The 18,552-nt window shown below is 53.3% G+C and carries 18 protein-coding genes; 11 read left to right on the top strand and 7 right to left on the bottom strand.

What is annotated here, in order from left to right; all coding sequences use genetic code 11:
• Positions 1–21: 21 nt before the first annotated feature.
• Both HS100_11305 and HS100_11300 read left to right on the top strand, forming a co-directional pair.
• Positions 22–2,394, top strand: a complete 2,373-nt coding sequence (locus tag HS100_11305) for a DUF3488 domain-containing protein (GenBank protein ID MBE7434497.1) — start codon at positions 22–24, stop codon at positions 2,392–2,394.
• Positions 2,391–4,103: a GAF domain-containing protein gene (locus HS100_11300; protein ID MBE7434496.1), complete on the top strand. Its 1,713-nt coding sequence runs from the start codon at positions 2,391–2,393 to the stop codon at positions 4,101–4,103. The genes HS100_11305 and HS100_11300 overlap by 4 nt, the downstream gene beginning before the upstream one ends.
• Before the next feature lie 92 nt (positions 4,104–4,195).
• Here the strand turns inward: HS100_11300 and HS100_11295 are convergent, their stop codons facing one another.
• The 6 genes from HS100_11295 to HS100_11270 are packed head-to-tail and all read right to left on the bottom strand — an operon-like array spanning position 4,196 to position 8,237.
• The gene (locus HS100_11295) at positions 4,196–5,287 is read right to left on the bottom strand and encodes a M20/M25/M40 family metallo-hydrolase (GenBank protein MBE7434495.1); all 1,092 of its coding nucleotides are present in this window, start codon (positions 5,285–5,287) and stop codon (positions 4,196–4,198) included.
• A gap of 49 nt (positions 5,288–5,336) precedes the next feature.
• A complete protein-coding gene (locus HS100_11290; protein ID MBE7434494.1) occupies positions 5,337–6,347 on the bottom strand; it encodes a carbohydrate kinase family protein in 1,011 nt (336 codons plus the stop codon).
• Between the two features lie 56 nt (positions 6,348–6,403).
• Positions 6,404–6,949, bottom strand: coding sequence for a DNA-3-methyladenine glycosylase I (locus tag HS100_11285; protein MBE7434493.1), 546 nt, complete (start codon positions 6,947–6,949; stop codon positions 6,404–6,406).
• Complete coding sequence (locus HS100_11280; GenBank protein MBE7434492.1) at positions 6,946–7,182, bottom strand: TfoX/Sxy family DNA transformation protein; 237 nt, start codon at positions 7,180–7,182, stop codon at positions 6,946–6,948. Before HS100_11280 ends, HS100_11285 begins: the two co-directional genes overlap by 4 nt.
• Complete coding sequence (locus HS100_11275; protein MBE7434491.1) at positions 7,179–7,637, bottom strand: GNAT family N-acetyltransferase; 459 nt, start codon at positions 7,635–7,637, stop codon at positions 7,179–7,181. The genes HS100_11280 and HS100_11275 overlap by 4 nt, the downstream gene beginning before the upstream one ends.
• A gap of 51 nt (positions 7,638–7,688) precedes the next feature.
• Complete coding sequence (locus tag HS100_11270) at positions 7,689–8,237, bottom strand: 50S ribosomal protein L9 (GenBank protein MBE7434490.1); 549 nt, start codon at positions 8,235–8,237, stop codon at positions 7,689–7,691.
• A gap of 119 nt (positions 8,238–8,356) precedes the next feature.
• Between HS100_11270 and HS100_11265 the strand changes: the two genes are divergently transcribed.
• Genes HS100_11265 through lysA form a run of 3 tightly spaced genes read left to right on the top strand, consistent with a single transcriptional unit; the run spans position 8,357 to position 12,563 of the window.
• Positions 8,357–8,734 carry a hypothetical protein gene (locus HS100_11265; protein ID MBE7434489.1) on the top strand — a complete coding sequence of 126 codons (378 nt, stop codon included), beginning with the start codon at positions 8,357–8,359 and terminating at the stop codon, positions 8,732–8,734.
• Between the two features lie 9 nt (positions 8,735–8,743).
• Complete coding sequence (locus HS100_11260) at positions 8,744–11,284, top strand: diguanylate cyclase (GenBank protein ID MBE7434488.1); 2,541 nt, start codon at positions 8,744–8,746, stop codon at positions 11,282–11,284.
• Entirely contained in the window at positions 11,271–12,563 is a 1,293-nt protein-coding gene (lysA, locus tag HS100_11255) for a diaminopimelate decarboxylase (protein ID MBE7434487.1), read from the top strand. The genes HS100_11260 and lysA overlap by 14 nt, the downstream gene beginning before the upstream one ends.
• On the opposite strand, the gene HS100_11250 is transcribed toward lysA, so the two are convergent.
• Positions 12,560–13,237 carry a Crp/Fnr family transcriptional regulator gene (locus tag HS100_11250; protein ID MBE7434486.1) on the bottom strand — a complete coding sequence of 226 codons (678 nt, stop codon included), beginning with the start codon at positions 13,235–13,237 and terminating at the stop codon, positions 12,560–12,562. The genes lysA and HS100_11250 overlap by 4 nt on opposite strands.
• A gap of 139 nt (positions 13,238–13,376) precedes the next feature.
• Between HS100_11250 and HS100_11245 the strand changes: the two genes are divergently transcribed.
• The 6 genes from HS100_11245 to HS100_11220 all read left to right on the top strand — a co-directional run bounded on the left by HS100_11245 (position 13,377) and on the right by HS100_11220 (position 18,551).
• Entirely contained in the window at positions 13,377–14,915 is a 1,539-nt protein-coding gene (locus HS100_11245) for a hypothetical protein (protein MBE7434485.1), read from the top strand.
• Between the two features lie 157 nt (positions 14,916–15,072).
• Positions 15,073–15,918, top strand: a complete 846-nt coding sequence (locus HS100_11240; protein MBE7434484.1) for a hypothetical protein — start codon at positions 15,073–15,075, stop codon at positions 15,916–15,918.
• Between the two features lie 59 nt (positions 15,919–15,977).
• A complete protein-coding gene (locus HS100_11235) occupies positions 15,978–16,139 on the top strand; it encodes a hypothetical protein (protein ID MBE7434483.1) in 162 nt (53 codons plus the stop codon).
• Positions 16,136–16,972 (top strand): 4Fe-4S binding protein, encoded by an 837-nt coding sequence (locus tag HS100_11230; protein MBE7434482.1) that lies wholly within the window; start codon positions 16,136–16,138, stop codon positions 16,970–16,972. The genes HS100_11235 and HS100_11230 overlap by 4 nt, the downstream gene beginning before the upstream one ends.
• A complete protein-coding gene (locus HS100_11225) occupies positions 16,969–17,766 on the top strand; it encodes a hypothetical protein (GenBank protein MBE7434481.1) in 798 nt (265 codons plus the stop codon). The genes HS100_11230 and HS100_11225 overlap by 4 nt, the downstream gene beginning before the upstream one ends.
• 509 nt (positions 17,767–18,275) lie before the next feature.
• Positions 18,276–18,551 (top strand): hypothetical protein, encoded by a 276-nt coding sequence (locus tag HS100_11220; protein ID MBE7434480.1) that lies wholly within the window; start codon positions 18,276–18,278, stop codon positions 18,549–18,551.
• The last annotated feature ends 1 nt before the right edge of the window (position 18,552 follow it).

Raw genomic sequence — 18,552 nt, 5'->3', positions numbered from 1 at the left:
CATTCATTGTACACTCGAAGAATGGAAAAATCGCCTCCAAGAACGTGGGATCTACCCGCCAGTATGATCATGCTGATGGCTGTCCTTTTCTCGGTGTGGAGGATGGAAAGCGCCGGCTGGACGGAAGGCCTCGGGCTGATACGGAACGTGGCGGTGATCGGTTTTCTGGTCGGGCTTGCACTCGGTCACAGCCAATTTCGGAAATACAGTGTGTATTTTCTTGCAGTTGCATATATGGTCGTCATGATCACCTGGCAATTATTGGGGGCAATCGAATACGAAGAGACTCAGACCTGGCTTTTGGATAAACTGACCATCCTCCTCGGAAGATTGATGACCGATATTCAGGAACTGCTGGCAGGCAGGGCGGTGGAAGATCAATTTTTCGTCGTCGCGCTGTTGTGTCTTCCTTACTGGTTTACCAGTCTGTATAGCGGATATCATCTTTCGCGCGAAGCAAATTATCTAAAGACGATCCTGCCGAACGGCATTCTAATGATCATCGTGCATGCCTACCACTACACCAGCCGGGATTACACCTGGATGTTCGGCATCTATCTGTTTCTGGCGCTCATCCTACTCAGCCGTCTAAAATACATTGCCGACCGTAGAAAATGGGCTGAGTCGCGGGTCCAGGTTTCCAGCGAAAGCGGGTTGGACCTGACAAATACAACGATCATGGCTGCGGCCGTACTAATTCTACTGGCATGGGGAACTCCATATATCCTGCCTGCCACAGCCGGGGGCCGCGAATTCTGGCGCAACACTTATGGAAAGCTCTTCCCTCCCGATCGCTTCGAAAATATTTTCGCATCCGTAAACAAGGAAAACCAACCCAAACCGCGCAACTTTCTGACCGAACTCTCGCTTGGCACGCGTACCCCTCAAAGCGACCTGGTGGTCTTTCGCGTCTTTACGCCCCAAAGCGCTGCAGACATTCCACGACTATATTGGCGCGGACAAGTCTATGATCGATACGATGAAGGGAGATGGCAAACCACCGGTGATAAAGAATCGCGACGCGAACCTTCAAGCGGCGACATCAATATCCCGGATCGTTCCCACAGCCGGAGGCTTGGATTCACATTCGATGTCCTCGTAGATGGGCAAACCATCCTTTACACTCCAGCACAACCGGTATGGGTCAATCACAATGCCATCATGTTGTATTCGGAGATTCCCGGTGTAATCGATGGGGAAGATCTGCTCCTCGATGTGATGGCGCTGCGGGCTTCACCCACAATCAAAGCGGGTGATCTTTACCGAACAAGCGCAAGAATCGGCAACCCGACCGTGGGTGAACTGCGAGAAACGGACGCCGATTATCCATTATGGGTACGGGAAAAATACCTGCAACTGCCAGGAGATTTTTCGCCGCGCATCGTTGAACTTGCCAAACAGATCACGGTGCCGTACGATAACTCATTCGACAAGGCGCTTGCGATCACAAATTTCCTTCGAAACGAGATCGAATACAGCGGGATCGTCGAACTGCCGGATGAAGATGTTGACCCGCTGGAATACTTTTTATTCGAAAGCAAGAGAGGTTTTTGTAATTATTACGCCACTGCCGAGGTGTTAATGCTGCGCTCGGTGGGCATCCCGGCGCGGATGGCGGTGGGATACGCCCAAGGCGAGCCAAACCAACAAAACAGCATTTATATCGTGCGTGAGCGCGACCTGCACGCCTGGCCTGAAGTGTACTTTTCCGATTATGGCTGGGTGGAATTCGAACCGACGACAAGCCAGGATCCGCTAGAACGGCCGCTGACGCGCGAAGAGAACGGTCCGGCTATCGCTCCATTCATTAATCCTGTGGATCAAACACCTTTTGAAGAAGAGGATGAGCCGCCGGCTCCCGACCTCCAAGAAGAGGATAATGCCCAGGAGAATCCCTGGCTCAAAAGGTTGACATCCATTTTCCCGTGGCTGGGAGGCGTGTTCTTCATCCTGCTGGCTCTTTCGATAAGAAATCGATATGCACCACGCTTCACCGCCACTAATTTGCTGAGGCGCGCCATCGAACGAAGCGGATTGACCCCACCGCGCTGGCTAAGCAGATGGCTGGTCTTTATCAATCGTACCGCCATCGAAAGGCACTTCCACAGCATCAACATCAGCCTGCGATGGATGAAATACCCCCAGCCCGCCCACGTCACGGCTTATGAACGCGCACAACTGTTGAAGCGACTCCTGCCAGACGCCTCTGACTCTATCGAGACGCTTCTGCATGAACTCCAATTGCAGATGTTCACACCGCACAATGGAGACGAAGCGCGCGCGCGCCAGGCTGCCCAAGCTCTTCTCTACAGAACCATTCGAAAGCGGCTAAAAATCGCAATCTTGGGATACAATTACACGGAGGTTCAAGACATCCCGCCGTATCCCTTATGACAGACAATTCCACACGCCCACGCACCGTTCACGACCAGTTGACCGCGCTTGCCATTCTTTCTGCAAAGATCCGCGCTCAACTAAACAGCGACAAGATCAAAGCCCCGAAGGACCTGCTGGAGCAGATGCAGTACCTGCAATCCACGCTGGAGACTTTGAGTGGAAAGCTCGAAACTTTCCAACGAGAACACGGCAACATGCTGGCGCTTGTCGAGACCGGGCAGGTCATCAATTCATCGCTCGAACTCGATGAGGTCCTGCGCATCGTAATGGACAATATTGTTCGCCTCACCAAAGCCGAGCGCGGCTTTTTGATGTTGAGGAATGAAAACGGAGAAATGACGGCGCGCATCGCCCGTAATTGGGAGATGGAATCCATCAACTCGGCGGAGAAAAACGTCAGCCGGAGCGTTGTCCAACGCGTGATCGATACCGGCGAATCGGTCGTCACCACCAATGCCCAGGAAGACAAGCGCTTTGTCGGGCAGGAAAGCATCGTCGCCTTCAACCTGCGATCCATCTTGTGCGTGCCCCTCAAAGTGAAGAACGAACTGATCGGCGTACTTTACGCCGACAACCGAATTCGCACAGGTATCTTTGCAGAAACAGAAAAGGAATTGCTGGAAGCCTTCGCAAACCAGGCCGCCATCGCCATCGATAATGCGCGCCTGTTTTCATCGCTCAAACAAACCCTTGAAGAAGTAACCGCGCTCAAGAACCTGATGGATAACGTTTTTGCTTCCATCGCCAGCGGGGTCATCACGGCGGATATTCAGGACAAGATCACACTTGCCAATCGCGCCGCGGAAAATATCCTCGGCTCGCCTACCCAGGACATCATCGGTCATTACCTGAACGAAGCGCTGGCTTCGGTCTCCAGTGAACTGGGTCCGCATCTGACGGAGGTCCGCAAGACGGAAAAACCGATCGTGGACCTGGAGATCAGCCATAGCATGCCCAAACGAGGAATCGTGGACTGGCGTCTAAACCTCTCCCCTCTCAAGGACGCGAGTCAAAAAACCCAGGGTGTGGCAATCGTTTTGGATGACCTGACAGAACGAAAGAAATTGGAGGCGCAAAGGCGCCTGTTCGAAAGGATGGTTTCGCCCGCCGTCATCGACCAACTCGACCCGAACAGTTTGCAGCTGGGAGGCAAACGCGCGGAGATCACCGCCCTCTTTGCCGATATTCGTGGATTCACCACTTACAGTGAAAAACTTCCGCCGGAGAGATTGGTGAGCATTCTCAACCTTTATCTTGCCGCGATGGCAGATGCCGTCCTGGCGCAGGAAGGCACTGTGGATAAATTCATGGGCGACGCGATCATGGCCTGGTTCAACGCGCCTGTGCCTCAACCGGATCACACCCTGCGCGCCGTAAAGACTGCGCTTGCCATCCGCGATTCTGTGGAAAACCTATACAAGGAACTATCGCCTGATGCGCATCTTGCTTTTGGCGTTGGCATCCATTTCGGCGACGCTGTGCTCGGTTTGATCGGCACCGAGAAGCGGCTCGAATATACTGCCATCAGCGACTCTGTCAACACCGCGAAACGACTCCAGGAAAACTCGGCGAAGAACCAGATCGTCATCAGCAAGGAAGCATACGAGCGTGTGAAGAAACAGGTGGAAGTGAAACCTCTTGAGGCAATGATGGTGAAGGGCAAATCGAAACCGGTGGATGTCTTCGAGGTGCTGAGTTTGAAATAAATTTGATAAATTGAGGAATAGCAACCTGGAAAAAGCCCCCGGCAGCGGAGGCTTTTTGTATTCTTACTTTTCAATCCGATGTTCACAACGTACTATTCATCCCCGACCGAACTAATAAACCGCGCCAAACTCTTCATCCCTTTTTGAATTGGTTCAGTATCGATATATTCATTCAACGTATGTGCCCCCCCGCCGATCGTGACCCCCATGACGACAGCGGGTATTCCTTTGCTGAGCGGTATATTTGCATCTGTCGAACCGGAAGTGAGGACCGCTTCGATCCCCTGATCTTGAACACAGTTCATAGCAAGTTTCACCAGCGGATGATCGGACGGTATCTCTCCCGCCGGGCGTTCGCCGATGATTTCAGCCTGGATCCTCACACCTTCATGATTCCAGTCGAGGATGATTTTCTCGACCTGGGAGATGATTTTCGCAAGAGCGGCAGGGTCTTCAGAACGCAAGTCCAATTCGCATTTGGCTTCCGCGGCGATCACATTCACACCTGTTCCCCCTTGAAGGGTGCCAACGTTCATCGTCGTGCGCGGTTCACGAGGCAAACGAATCCTTGTCAACTGCGTGATCATCGAGGCAAGTTCATGCACTGCCGAAGGCTGTCCATAATCCGACCAGGAATGTCCGCCGCGAGTCTTTGCCGTGATGCGATACCGCCTTACCCCGATGGCGCGATGATAAATATGCCCCAAAGCCAGGCCTTCCAGGACGAGATAGCCAAGAACCTCCGATCCAAAACGCTCCACCACGGCGCGCATCCCGCGCAGATCGCCCAAACCTTCTTCTCCCACATTTGCAACGAACCAGACATCATGCTTTAATTCAATATTCCGTTCGCGGATCGTCCAAAGGATTCCAAACAATGCCGCAACACCGATGGAGTTATCCCCGATTCCGGGACCGAAGACCTTCCCCGCTTCCTCCCGGACTTGTAGCCGGGTCCCCGCCAGAAACACCGTGTCGGTGTGGGCGGATACGATCAATGCCTTGGCTTTCTTCTGTTTCCCCGGTAAGCGCGCGAACACATTCCCAAGCGAATCCATTGAGACGTCTTCAAGTTTTTCCTTTATGAATAAATCACGGATGACCTCCGCGCGAGGTCCTTCCGCAAAGGTAGGCGCAGGAATTTGCTGGATCTGAATAGCAAGGTCAAGAAGGCGTTTGATCATGAGATCTGGCGGATAAATAATTTGGTCTTTGGGAAAGAACAGGGCAATATTAAATCTCTCTTGCCATTTCCTTCAAGGAGTGAATTCGCGCTTCAGCCAACCCGGACAATGCATCCAATGGAGAGAAGGGTCCCGTTCCTTCGATTTTCAGAGAAGCAGAGACATTGCCATACAGTGCGGCAGTAAGCGGGTCGTTCGTACGCTGGTAACCGGCGAGGAATCCGCCGCAGAAAGCGGACCCGGCTCCTGTCGGGTCAACGAGCCGCGCAGGGTAGGCGGGAATCTCATATCGCCGTTTTGCTGCGGCGTCATAGACGTACTGTCCATGTGCGCCGCGTTTAATAACGATGATACTTGGACCGTATTCGCCGACCTTCTGCGCCATTTCCCAAAGGTCATTGGTTTCGCCCCAGAACAAGGCGCGCATTTCCTCCTCCGAAGGCAGAAATGCTTTCACACCGAGAAGCACTATGCGAAGGTCACGCCGAAGGGAGGGATTCATATAGAACGGATCGGGATCGAGGCACAGGATCTGGATTGAGCCGCCTTTGAATAGATTTACCATTTGACCCTGACTGGTGAAATCGAAGGGGCAGAGATGCACGGCACGAATGTCACGATACTCCTTCGGCACGCGCAAGGCATCCGGCGAAAGCGGATCGGTATCGCGCAAGGGATTGGGTAATTCCTCCGGCGGCTGATAACCCAGCAAAGATTTTGGAAATGTCATTTCGCGACGCGCAAAATGCGAGACGGCATTGGAATGGCTGCGCTCGTTCGTCTCCGTATAGGCAATGAAATCACGCAGGTCGGCGTTTTCCAAATCCCTGTCAACATAGATCCCGCGCGTATCCAAACCACGAGATTTCAGGTCATCCAGCCATTCATCCGGATAAGCCGGGGTTATTTTCGAGATCAATGCTATGGAACTGTCCCAAACCGCCAGACCGCCAGCCGCATACAACGAGCACCCGCCGGGGGCATCCAGCCGGGGAGAACCGTTTGGTGGCAGGAGGTATTCGCGGGTCAGCCTGCCTGCAATGGCAAAGGTCGGTGTCATTGCATCAAGTATACAAGGTGAATGTCGGTTTTAGAAGCGTTCGTAAAATAAAGAAATCACGCCCTCACCCATGCCGGTTTTTTCGCGGCGATTTTTTTGAAGATGGGGCAATCCTTTTGGTGCGCGCCGGGGAGGTAGCCTGTGGACATCAGGAATTCGTTTACGATCTCGCCGCCGGTAAAGACAAAGGTCTTTTTGAATAACCTGGTCCATTCTTCCTTCGATTGCGGATGGTTCTTATCGAGCCATTTTTTGAACGAGCCATGTTCCTTTTGCAATTCGAGGATCCGCTGCGCATTTTCGATGGCGGCATCGATCTTCAGTCGATTACGGATGATGCCTGCATCCTTGAGCAGGCGTGCGCGATCCTTCGCCTTGTACTTCGCCACTTTGGCGACCCTGAAGCCGTGATAGGCCTTGCGGAAATTATCGGCTTTCTTAAGGATGGTGATCCAAGACAATCCTGCCTGATTAATCTCGAGGATGAGCCGCTCGAAGAGTTCGTCGTCGCTTTTCAGCGGATAACCATACTGGGTATCGTGATAGTTCCTATTGAAGGTATCTTCGGGATGGGTGTTGCAATAATCGCAATAGGTGGTCATGATGCCTCGACCTCACGCCTGAGTTGATCACGGATGTCCTGAGGCAATTCCTGGAACGGGATATCCAGCAGGGCTGCTTGCAGACCGTAGAGCATGTTCAGGGATACTCTCTCTGGGTAGGCTGCTTTTACCATTTTATACGTCTCGACCACGCCAAGACGGGCAACATCCTCAAGGGATTGAATGCCGATCGAGGCGAGCCATTCACTGCTTTTTGGTCCAATATTTTTCATAGTGTCATTTCCATTACCGGTAATAACCGTGGTTGACCGTCCACTTTACTGTGATGTTCGCCAGTCCGCCGCGCGCCCATGCGGATATAAAAGTTTTCTGCGTTGGGGTCGGCTTCGATCTTCAATACAGATGCGCCGCGTATACGACTTCTTTCCAACGCATGCGAAAACAATTTCCTCCCTATTCCTTTTCCCATACAAGCGGGCAGCACCCAGAGATTATCCAGCCAGAGATGTTCGGCAACCTGCTTCAATGAATACCAGGCGACAGGCTTGAATTGCACGGCGGCGATCCATGATTCGTTTGCGCGTAAGTACTCGGCAGAGACGGAGAGAGCAGGCAGCCAGTATTGAATCCATCGTTCGGGGTAATTCCAGTGCCGTTTGGCGGTTAAGGCAATCTCGGTCAACGCATCGGTGTCGGAGGGCTGGGCGGGATGAATGAGAAATTCCATTGGTTAAAAGCAAACTCACCCGCGGAAATCCGGGGTGAGTCATTATGCGGATCACTCAGTTTTGGTTTCTTCTGCCTGTTCTTCTTTCTTCGCAGCATCCTTGGCAGGTTTTGACGTTTCTTCAGGCTGGGCGCCGGTCACAGTATCCGGGCTTTCGCCTTCGCGATGGACGATCACTTTGATCTCGGGCACAAGGTCCATCGTCAGGCGGATGCGGGCGGTGAATTCGCCGAGGGCGCGGATCGGCTGGGTATCCACCTGCTGGCGTTTGATCTCGAAGCGGGCTTTTTCGGTCAACGCAGCGGCGATATCCCCGGTTGTGATCGAGCCATAGAGTTTTCCAGTCTCACCTGCTTTGACGGGAAAGATCAGGGTCACATCCTTGATCTGGTCGGCAATGCCTTTGAGTTCATTATTTTGAGCGTTGCGGCGAATCTCCGCCTGGGATTTGATCTTCTCCACCTGTTTGAGCGCGCCTGCAGTGGCGAGTACGGCAAGCCCTTGCGGAAGGAGGAAGTTGCGCCCGAAACCGTCGGCCACCTTCTTGATGTCGCCTGCGCGTCCGAGTTTATATACGTCCTTGATGAGCAATACTTTCATGGTTTAAGCCCTTTCGTAAAAAATTGATGTCGGGTCGAAGGGTACAACGACTCGCGAGGCGGGATTTTACCACAAACGGGGGATTTGCCAACTGTAGCGATAACGGTTAAGATACGGTCATGAACCAGTTCCCCATTCGGTTCAGGCGTGTGGCTGTCTTTGCAGGAATCTTCATCCTTATCCTTTTCGTCATCGAATTCAATACGCGACTTGAGGAATTGAACCGCCTGAACGAACAGCGCGATGAAATGCGCGCGATTGCCACTCAGGCAGTACAGACCCAGATCGCCCTGCAAACCCAGGTGGCTTATGCCGCTTCGACCGATGCCGTGGAAGAATGGGCGCGCGCTGACGGGCATTACCTTCAGGAGGGAGACCAGCCTGTCATTCCGGTGGAATTACCGGGTAGCGCGCCGGTCATCGTGAATACGCCTGTGCCGGTTCCCACCCCGATGCAAAACTGGGAAATCTGGTGGACTTTGTTCTTCGACCGGTAATGTGACCGAATGGAAACATATCTATCGGCATATCTGATCTGTCTTGCCCTCCTTGTCGTGATCATTACGGGGATAGCCATTCGAGCTTTCATCAATTGGCAAACTCCCGGCGCACGCACGCTTGGCGCACTGATGCTCTCCATGGCGGTGTGGGCCGGATTTTACTTTCTGGAAATTGTCCACCCGTCGATCCAGGCAAAAATTTTTGCGAGAAGGATGCTTTATCTCGGCATGACTCTCTCCCCGCCGCTCTGGCTCGCATTTGCGCTCAGATATACCGGCATCGGCGCATGGTGGTTAATGAACGGCCGCATTTTTTTACTTGCCATACCCGGGGCAGTCGCATTTCTCCTTGGAAGCACGAACGATCTCCATCACCTGGTCTGGACATCGCTCACTTCTACGGGGGTATATTTCGCACCATTGGATGCCGAATACGGAATCGGTTTTTGGATCTACTTTACACTTGCCTATACGATGGTTGCAACAGGGATCATTGTATATTTTATTGGTTATCTCAAAGCCGAGAAGGCGCTCCGTGTAAGAACGGGCATTGTCCTTGCCGGTGTGATCTTGACCACTATCGTAAATGCCGTTTTCATCTATTTTGAAAATGGCATATCCCTTGATCCGACGCCTCTTTTCCTGGGGTTTTCTGCGCCGCTCATCGCGCTTGGTTTTTTCCGTTTCGGAGTGCCAAGCCTGTTCCCCCTTGCCGCAGCCATCGTCATTGAGAATCTTCAAGATGCGATCATCGTCGTCAACCGCGAAGGCGAGGTTGTCAATCTAAACCCTGCGGCAGGCAGGCTGCTTGGTATGAATACATTTTGGTTTGGGAAGACCGCTCTCTCGATCCTGCCGCAGGCAGAAAAATTTAATAAAATTTGGGATTCCCCGGAGTCGAATATCAATGTCGAACTGAAAAGCGGCGGTACTACGAAATGGTACGATGCCCGTGTCATACCAATACAAAAAAAAGGCGCCGGCCTGCTTGGTCGGGTGGTTGTTCTTCATGACATCACCAACGAACAGGCTCACCTGCGTGCGGAAGAGCGCCGTTCACGTCAACTTGCCCTCCTGGAAGAAGCCGGAAGACGGATCGCAGATAGCTTCGATGAAAGGGAAATCCTTCAGCGCGCGGTGGAAACGGTCACCCGTCAGTTTGGATATGCCGAAACCGCCATTTCGCTCCTGACTGCCGATAACATGCTGGAAATCGTCGCAATCTCTGGCGCGGAAGATTTCGGTTACAGGCCGGGCTACCGGCAAAAGCTGGGTGAGGGAATTATCGGCTATACCGCCGGCCTCCAAAAGACATATGTCTCGGGGAACGTTTCGGAAGACAGTCATTATTATTCAACCAGCACGAAGTCCGGTTCAGCCATCTGTACACCCATCTTCCAAAAGGGCGCACTATATGGCGTGTTCTACGCCGAGAGCCTGGAACTCAACGCGTTCGGCGAGTTGGATATCCTCACCCTCGAAACCCTCGCAAGCCAGATATCCGAGTCGCTTCACCGCGCGGCGTTATATGCCCAGACCCAATCTGACCTGCGGACACTCACTGCCATCCAGGAAATCTCGAAGCTTGTCGCCAGTTCGCTCGACCTCGAAACCATCAGCCGCACCGTCGTCAAAAGCCTGAAGGAGGCATTTGGGTACACCCATGTCAGCATTTATTTTTTGAACGACGATTATCTGAATCTTTCAGCGCAGGTGGGATACCCTGAAAACATGGTTATAAAAAAGATTCATATCAGCCAGGGAGTGGCGGGCCGGACGATTCGCACCAAGTCCGTTCAATTCATTGAGGATGCTGAAAAAGAAGATACTTTCCTGAAAGCGGACACCAACATAACAAGCGAAATTTGTGTTCCCCTGATAAAAGATGACAATGTGTTGGGTGTGCTGAATGTTGAGTCCGGTGAAGAGGCCCGGCTGAAAGAAGCCGACGTAAAACTGCTGGCCACCATAGCCGGTCCGATTGCCGTCTCCGTGGACAATGCCCGGCTTCACGCTGAAATCAAGAAAATGGCCACCACCGATGCTGTGACCGGGCTCGCGAACCGTCATATCTTCGAACAGGCGATCAACGCCGAAGTCGAACGCGCGGAAAGGAAGGGAACCCAGTTATCCCTGATCGTCTTCGACATCGACTTCTTCAAGGAATACAACGACAAATGGGGACATCCTGCCGGGGATGCCCGCTTGAGAGCCGTGGCAAATCTCATCAAACTCAATCTGCGGAAGTACGATATCGCCGCGCGGTATGGGGGCGACGAATTCGCCATTATTCTTTCGGAGTGCGACCAGCCTAGCGCCGTGCAATTTGCCCAGCGGTTGCGCAATGGAATTCAAGAAGGCGCGCCACACCCCCCGACAGACGGCGAGGGCGTATCCGGGTACACCCTGAGCATGGGTATCGCAACATTCCCGCTGGATGCCATCCTGCCTGCCGAACTCCTGATCGCGGCGGATCATGCTGCCATGCGGGCAAAACAACAGGGACGGAATCGCGTTAAACTCGCCAGCGACTATGAATCGGCTTGACCTTTTCCCCGTCACGACTCGAATCGAAAACGAAACGCTGACCATCGCCGGACAGAATCTCGCCTCTCTCGCGGACCGATATCAGACTCCCCTCTATGTGTACGACTCTGCGACCCTGAATATTCTTGCCCAAACCTACGCTCGAGCCTTATCTGCCCATTACCCCGGCCTTTCCAACATCACTTATGCTGGAAAGGCGTTTTTATGCAAAGCGATTGCGCAGTGGACTCAGGCGCACGCATTGACGGTCGATTGCACCGGCGAGGGTGAGATCGGGATTGCCATCGCTGCAGGCCTGCCGCGCGAAAAGATTCTCGTGCATGGGGTTAATAAATCAATCTCAGACTTGAAAGCCGCCATTCAACATGCCGGGACCATCGTTGCAGATAACCTCAGTGAATTACATCGAATTATCAATTTACCAGCTGCCAATCTACCGACTCTCTGGCTTCGCCTGCTTCCCGGCGTTTCCGTCACAACCCATCATGTCCACACGCAGACTGGTCATCACGAAAGCAAGTTTGGGATGACGCGCGAAGAGATTCTCGAAGCGGCGGCGTTTTGTAAAGAACACGGCTTGCCAATTAACGGTATTCACTTCCATCAAGGCTCGAACTTCCGCGACCCGGAGCCGTTGATTCCTGCGGTTGAGATGGCGCTCGACCTTGCAAAAGAAATCGGATTCAAAAACGAATGGCATTTTTGTCCCGGCGGAGGCTGGGGCGTGGCATATCATGAAGATGAATTGCCGCATCCATCCATCGAAAGTTATGTGCGTGGAATCTCTGAAGCGGTAATCGAGGGATGCAACTCTCGCGGCATCGATCTCCCCCATCTACACCTTGAGCCGGGGCGTAGTCTCGTGGCGCAGGCGGGTGTGGCGATTTATCGCGTGGGTGCGGTTAAGAAACGCGGCCACAAAACATGGCTGCTGGCCGACGGCGGGATGGCGGACAATCCGCGTTATGCGCTGTACGGGGCGAGATACTCCTGTTTGCCGGTAACAGGCGTCGGGTTGGAAAGAAGCGAGAGCGTCTCCATCGCCGGGCCGTATTGCGAGTCCGGGGATATCGTCATCGAAGACCTGCCCATGCCGAGAATCCAGGAAGGGGATTTGATCGCCATCCCCATGAGCGGGGCGTATCAGTTGAGCATGTCGTCCAATTACAACGGCGCGCGCAAACCGGCGGTGGTTTGGCTGGAAGAGGGAAATGTGAAATTAATTCAAGACCGGGAAAGAGTCGAAGATTTACTGCGGCGCGACCTGGCGCTCGGTTAACTGCGTTCGACCATGCGCGCCAAGCCTTCGCGGTCAGTTAGCACAAATTCGGTGCGGGTTACTTCAATTAATTTTTTGTCCGAAAAACTATAAAGAGCCCGGCAGACCATCTCACGAGTGGTGCCAATGTGCGCAGCAATATCGTCGAGCGTGAGATCGCGGGAGATGGCGGAATCACTGGCAGTATCGAAGTTTTCCAGCAGGAAGCGTGCCAACCTACCCGCAACCGGCTGAAATGCCAGCCCTTCCAAAATTTCGCTGGCGTGCTGCATCCGTTCCGCCATTAGACGGCTGAGTTCCCATGAAGCTTGTCCGTTGCGCAACAGGAGAGGCAAGATGGCGTCCCGCGCCCACAGATAGATTTGACTGTCCTCGCGCGCGCCAAGCGTGACGGGCATGGGGGCATTTTCGTGAAAAAAAGCCAGTCCCCAAAATAGTTCGCCCGCAAGAAAAGAAACCACACGCAGGATACGCCCCTCGCTAGATTCCTTTATTGCTTCGATCTCCCCGCTTTTCACCATGAAAAGATGGGGCCACACGTCGCCGTAGAGAATTATTTTTTCGCCTTTCAGATAGGAACGGACGCGAGCAAGTCGAACGGTTTCCTGTTGGTCAGAGGGGGATAATCCAGCAAGGACGGGATTCTTAACCAGGATTTCGGGAAGTTGTCTCATCAGGGAATGCCTCAGTGAAATTATATCAACTGTGGTTTGCGTTAAGGCAAAGACATTGTCACTTATTTGTTATAAATTTCACATATACGTGACACAGAATTGAGCCACAAGTCAGACACATTCACATAAAGGAGAAGCAATGAAAAGTATATGTTTTACCTTCGCGGTGGCGATCATCGCCGCGCTTGTACTGGCGGCCTGCGCCCCTGCTCCCGCTCCAGCCACGGAAGCGGTCAGTGAGCCCGCGCCCGCCACCGAAGTCCTGACCCAACCAGATGTGGTGGAAGAGCCCTCGCCCACTGAAATTGCGGAACCTGTCCTGTGGACGCAGGATTACATCACGCAGGTGGAACCGATCTGGATGATCGATCCGTATTTCCAAATCTTCGGGCAGTCGCAAGTGGCAGTTCCTTATTACTACGAAGAAGCTGCAAAACTGGCGGGACATTCCTGCGGTGCGACTGCTGGCGCCTGGACGATCACCCGCAAGGCGCTCGAAGTGTTGTACCCCGATGGGGAAATCCCGGTGCGCGGTCAAATCACAGTGGAAGCCCCGGGCGCCGAGGATGAGTGGTTCGTCGGCGTCTTTGGAGAGATCATCACCTATTTGACTGGCGCCGCCCCCAAAACAGGCTTTATTGGCGCGGAATTCGGGGAGACAAATGACATCTTTGTGCGCCAGAACAAAATGGTTTACTTGGATGCGCCCAGCGGGAAGCAACCCCCTCAGTTGGAATGGATCTTTACCCGCCTGGATAACGGCGCAAAAGTGGGAGTTAATTTCAACCTGGCAGTCATCACCCCGATTGCGACGCCTGAACGGCAGGAAATGGGCAAGAAGATGGCAGCTGGAACAGCCACGCCTGAAGAAGCTGCGGAGTATTACGAATACTGGAATGCCCGCGCCAAATTTGTCTTTGAAAATGCGGATACCCTAGATGGTTTCTTCAATGTAAAGGTCTACCAGGAAGGCGCCGCCCCGTCTGCCAACACAGAACAACCCGCATCCACCTCAGCCGAGACGTTTGCCTGGGATCAGGCCTACATCACCGAGGTGCCGCCGATCATGATGACCGAACCGTACTTCGGAATTTTCGGCCAGACAACTGGTCCTGTTCCCTATACGTACGAAGAAGCGGTCAAACTGTCTGGCCATTCCTGCGGTGCGGTCACTGGTGCGTGGATCATCACCAAGAAGGCTCTTGAGGTTCTGTATCCCGACGGGGAAATCCCCGTGCGCGGACAGATCGCAGTGGAAGCCCCCGGCGCGGAAAATGAATGGTTTGTCGGCGTGTTTGGCGAGGTGATCACATTTATCACCGGAGCTTCTCCTCACACCGGCTTCAACGGCTCGGAGTTTGGGACAGTGAATGACCTCTTCGTGCGCCAAAACAAAATGGTGTACAAGGACGAGCCAACAGGTCAACTTCCCCCGATGCGGGAATGGGTCTTCACCCGCCTTGATACGGGCGCTAAAGTTGGCGTCAAGTTCAATCTCGTGATCATCCTGCCAATCCCGACACCTGCACGTTTGGAAATGGGCAAGAAGATGGCAGCTGGCACAGCCACTGCGGAAGAAGCAGCTGATTACCAAAAGTACTGGAACGATCGCGCGACCTTTGTCCTGGAGAACGCCGATATGGATGGGTTCTTCACTGTGACCCTTTACGAAAAGTAAGGTGGATAAACGCCAATACAAGATAATAAGACAGGCAACTCCGAGAAAGTTGCCTGTCTTATTTTTCTCCTGCCTGCGTTTGCCTTAACGCAAAGAAGTCAGATATATATTGTGATACATTTCACATGCAAATCGAGCTATCCACAAGGAGGCTGCCATGAAGAACACATCTCAAAACAACCGTCTGATACTTGCAATATTGGCGGTCGTCGTCGGCTTGTTCATGGTCGCAGTTGCACCCTTCCTGATCCAAACATCATTGGAGCGGGTCGTAGCGGCATTGCAGGTTGTTTCGGCGGAAAAGCCAGCCTATGCCAGCGGAATTCTGATCTTTTCCTACGCTTTTCCGCTCTATCGGGGATTGATCTTCATCGGAGGGATCGCCCTACTCTGGCTGGCGGGTCCGATCTATCGTGGGGAGGACTGGGCTTTTCCAACCGGATTATTGGCGTCGGCCTTCCCATCCGCAGGTGGGATGTTCATGTTCATGCCCTACGTTTCGTTCGTGGATGGATTCCCAATTCCCATGGCAGTCTCGGCGGTGGGACTGGTCTTCTTTTGGTCGCTGATCCTGATGCGCAACGTGGACAAATGGCTGAAATGGGGACAATTCCTGGCGTTGACCTTTACAGGGATGCTGACCACGCATGCGTTCATTGTTGGGACCGGCAATCTGCGCACGCTGTTGACGCGCCCCGGAAAGCCCATGTACGACGGATTGGGAACCTGGGTGCTGGCATGGTCGCAGCCAATCCAATGGATCTGCGTGATATTACTGTTCGTTGCCATCTACCAAATCGCTGCCCGCAAATTCTCCGGCTGGTGGCTGGCATTGATCTCGGTGACATCTCTCGTGGCAATTGACGTTCCAATGCAGATTATCCGCCTCACCATGACAGACTCCACCGCTTGGGATTACACCTATGGCATGCCGGTCATCATCGGGTTGTTATTTGTCCTGCTCTTCCCAAAATTCAAGCAGGTGTTGATCGCCGAAGAGTAGTTCGGCACATTCTCCTTACGCCCTCGCCCCTAATAAAATTGGGGCGAGGGTCAAACGCAATGAAAATTTATCCTCGCTATTACCCCGCCATCATCATCACCGCGTATGTGGTTTTCCTATTGATTGGCATCCTGCTTGGCTTTGGACCTGAGCGCGGCGGCGCTGGGCATGGAAGAAGCATGTTGATGCAATTCACCGCGGCGTTGGAGGGGCTGATATGACCGCTGTCAAGCCCTTCTCGCTCGCCAAAAGCCGCCGCACAATTCAATGGATGGTGGTCATTGGCACGCTGGCCATCGGACTGCGACATATCATGCCCGGCGAAGCCTCACGCGGCGGCTCGTTCGATTCGCTCTGCGCCTTTGGTGGGATCGAAACCATCTTGCCTTTTCTTTTCACCGGGCACACGCTCAAATCCACCAACCTGCTCAATTTTTCGGTTCTGCTCGGGACGTTGGGTGTCTCTCTTGTCGCAGGACGCGCCTTCTGTGGCTGGCTGTGCGGATTGGGCGCAATCCAGGACTTCATCACAGAATGGACACGGAAATTTTTTGGCGAAAAGCGACACATCCGCGGCAGGCAAAGCACAGCCATTTATCCCATGCGCCTGCCCTCCATCCTAGATCATCCGCTGCGCCATGCTAAATATCTGGTGCTGGCAGGAGTTTTGATCTCCAGTCTCTTTATGGCATTCCCGCCAATGCGCGATTTTTGCCCTGTGCGTGCCGTGTTCGGTCTCCATATGACAGCGATGCTGTGGGTAACACTCGCAGTCTTTCTGGCAGGTTCGGTTTTAGTGGAACGCTTCTGGTGCAAATATCTCTGTCCGCTTGGTGCGACGCTTGCCATCTTCAACAAACTATCTCCTGTGCGTCTCGTCTTGGACAATCATCACTGCAATGGCTGCGGACGTTGCGACATCGAATGTTCGATGGGCATCGTCGACGTGCCGCATCACCTCGACCATCCCGAATGTGTACGGTGTATGGAATGTCTCAACACCTGCGCGGTGAATGGTTCACTTATCTTTATATCTGAAAAGGAGAAAAAATGAAAAACAACCATAAGCTCGGAGCCGCGCTTGCCGTCCTCGGCATCGTCGCGGGCATACTGGCTTTCTATTTGATCGCCAGCCAATACAACCAGGTGATCGGCGTCAAGCTTGCCACCGACCGCATGGACGAAGCCTGGTCGGTGCGGATCACCTACGCCGTCCTCGGCTGGATCGGAACCACATCCACGGCAATTTGGGCGGCGGTGCTTTACGGCTTTCTGCAAAAAAAGGAGTGGGCTTGGTTCTGGGGTGCGGTCGCGGCGACCATTCAATTGCTGGTGGGTTTCTTCCCAGCCATCCCTGCCATGGACAGCCACCTGCCCACCCCCACCTTGATCGTCTTTGCGCTGGGTGGCATCCTGTGGTTTGGGATGCTCTTCATCGGCGGCGTGGAAAAAAGAATCATCACACTCACGTTCATCGCAGGCCTGGCTTACGTGCTGACGTTCATTGACGGCGTCGCGCCAATCGCCAAATTCACCACCTCGCGCGATAATCCCTTTTGGAACGGGATGTACGTGATGACCCAGCAGGTCAGTTGGTGGGGCGCGGCGGCGTGGGCGATCTTCATCTTTGCGGTTTTGAGGAAGAGAGCGTGGGCGATTCCCGTCGGTATTTTCGCGGGGACGATGTCCATGTTGGCGGGATATCCATTGGGCTTGTACAACGCACTGGTGGAAGTACATCGCTTCTCGATGTTCCTGCCTGCGCCTCTCTTTAGCACGGGGCTGTTGATCTACCTATTACTGCCATCCACCCGGAAGATGCTCGAGGAGTGGAATGCCACTGCGTAGCCGGTTCGAGCGTGGAATCAGATCGAGGGATCAGCGAACAGGTATGGTCGTGTCTGGAAGCGATTTGTCTCAGGGCAGAATGAAGGAATTGCACACACCAAGTATTTGTGACATAAGTCACAGTATTTTAGATAGCATTTGTGCAATAATTCACAAGAAGGACAATTTCATAAAAGGAGAATGCCATGAAAGACATCATCTTCCTTCTGCTCACCGGCGTGATCGCCGCGTACCTGTGCTGGTATTTTTATCAGCGCTACCAGTTGCACAAAGCACTGCATAACCTGTACTACTTGATGGGTTTTGCGGTGCTTTTGGTTTCTGGATTGCTGCTCATCTTTCTCGGGATGGGAATCCTCGCCTCGCCCTACGTCCTGACAGTTGCCAGTCTGATCCCGTTGGGTATTTCCATGGGGCTGGCTGAGGAATACTTTCCCGCCTGGAAGAGGGCATTCAAATGGTTTGCCGCACTCGGATTCCTTGCGATCGCTGTGACAAGCATCGGCGGAATGGATAATCTTCGGAAGATCGCGGTTCCGCTTTTTCACGGTATCGCTGGTCTTGTGATCTTCATCGGTCCATTCATTGCAAAGGGCGCGCCAAAGGGGTTTTGGTGGGTCGGCATCGGCGGATTGTTGATCGGGCTTGGCGGCATCGCGCTCGCTTTCATAACAATGGGCAGGCAATTGCTATTCTTCAGCCCCGAATTCGTCATGCTCATCCTCACTCCCCTGCTATTCCTGATGTCAGGAGCGTATGCGCTGGGCTTCGCCAAGAAAGGATAAA

This window comes from Anaerolineales bacterium, from assembly GCA_015075725.1.
Lineage (GTDB): Bacteria > Chloroflexota > Anaerolineae > Anaerolineales > Villigracilaceae > Villigracilis.
This window is presented reverse-complemented; position numbering and strand designations above follow the sequence as displayed.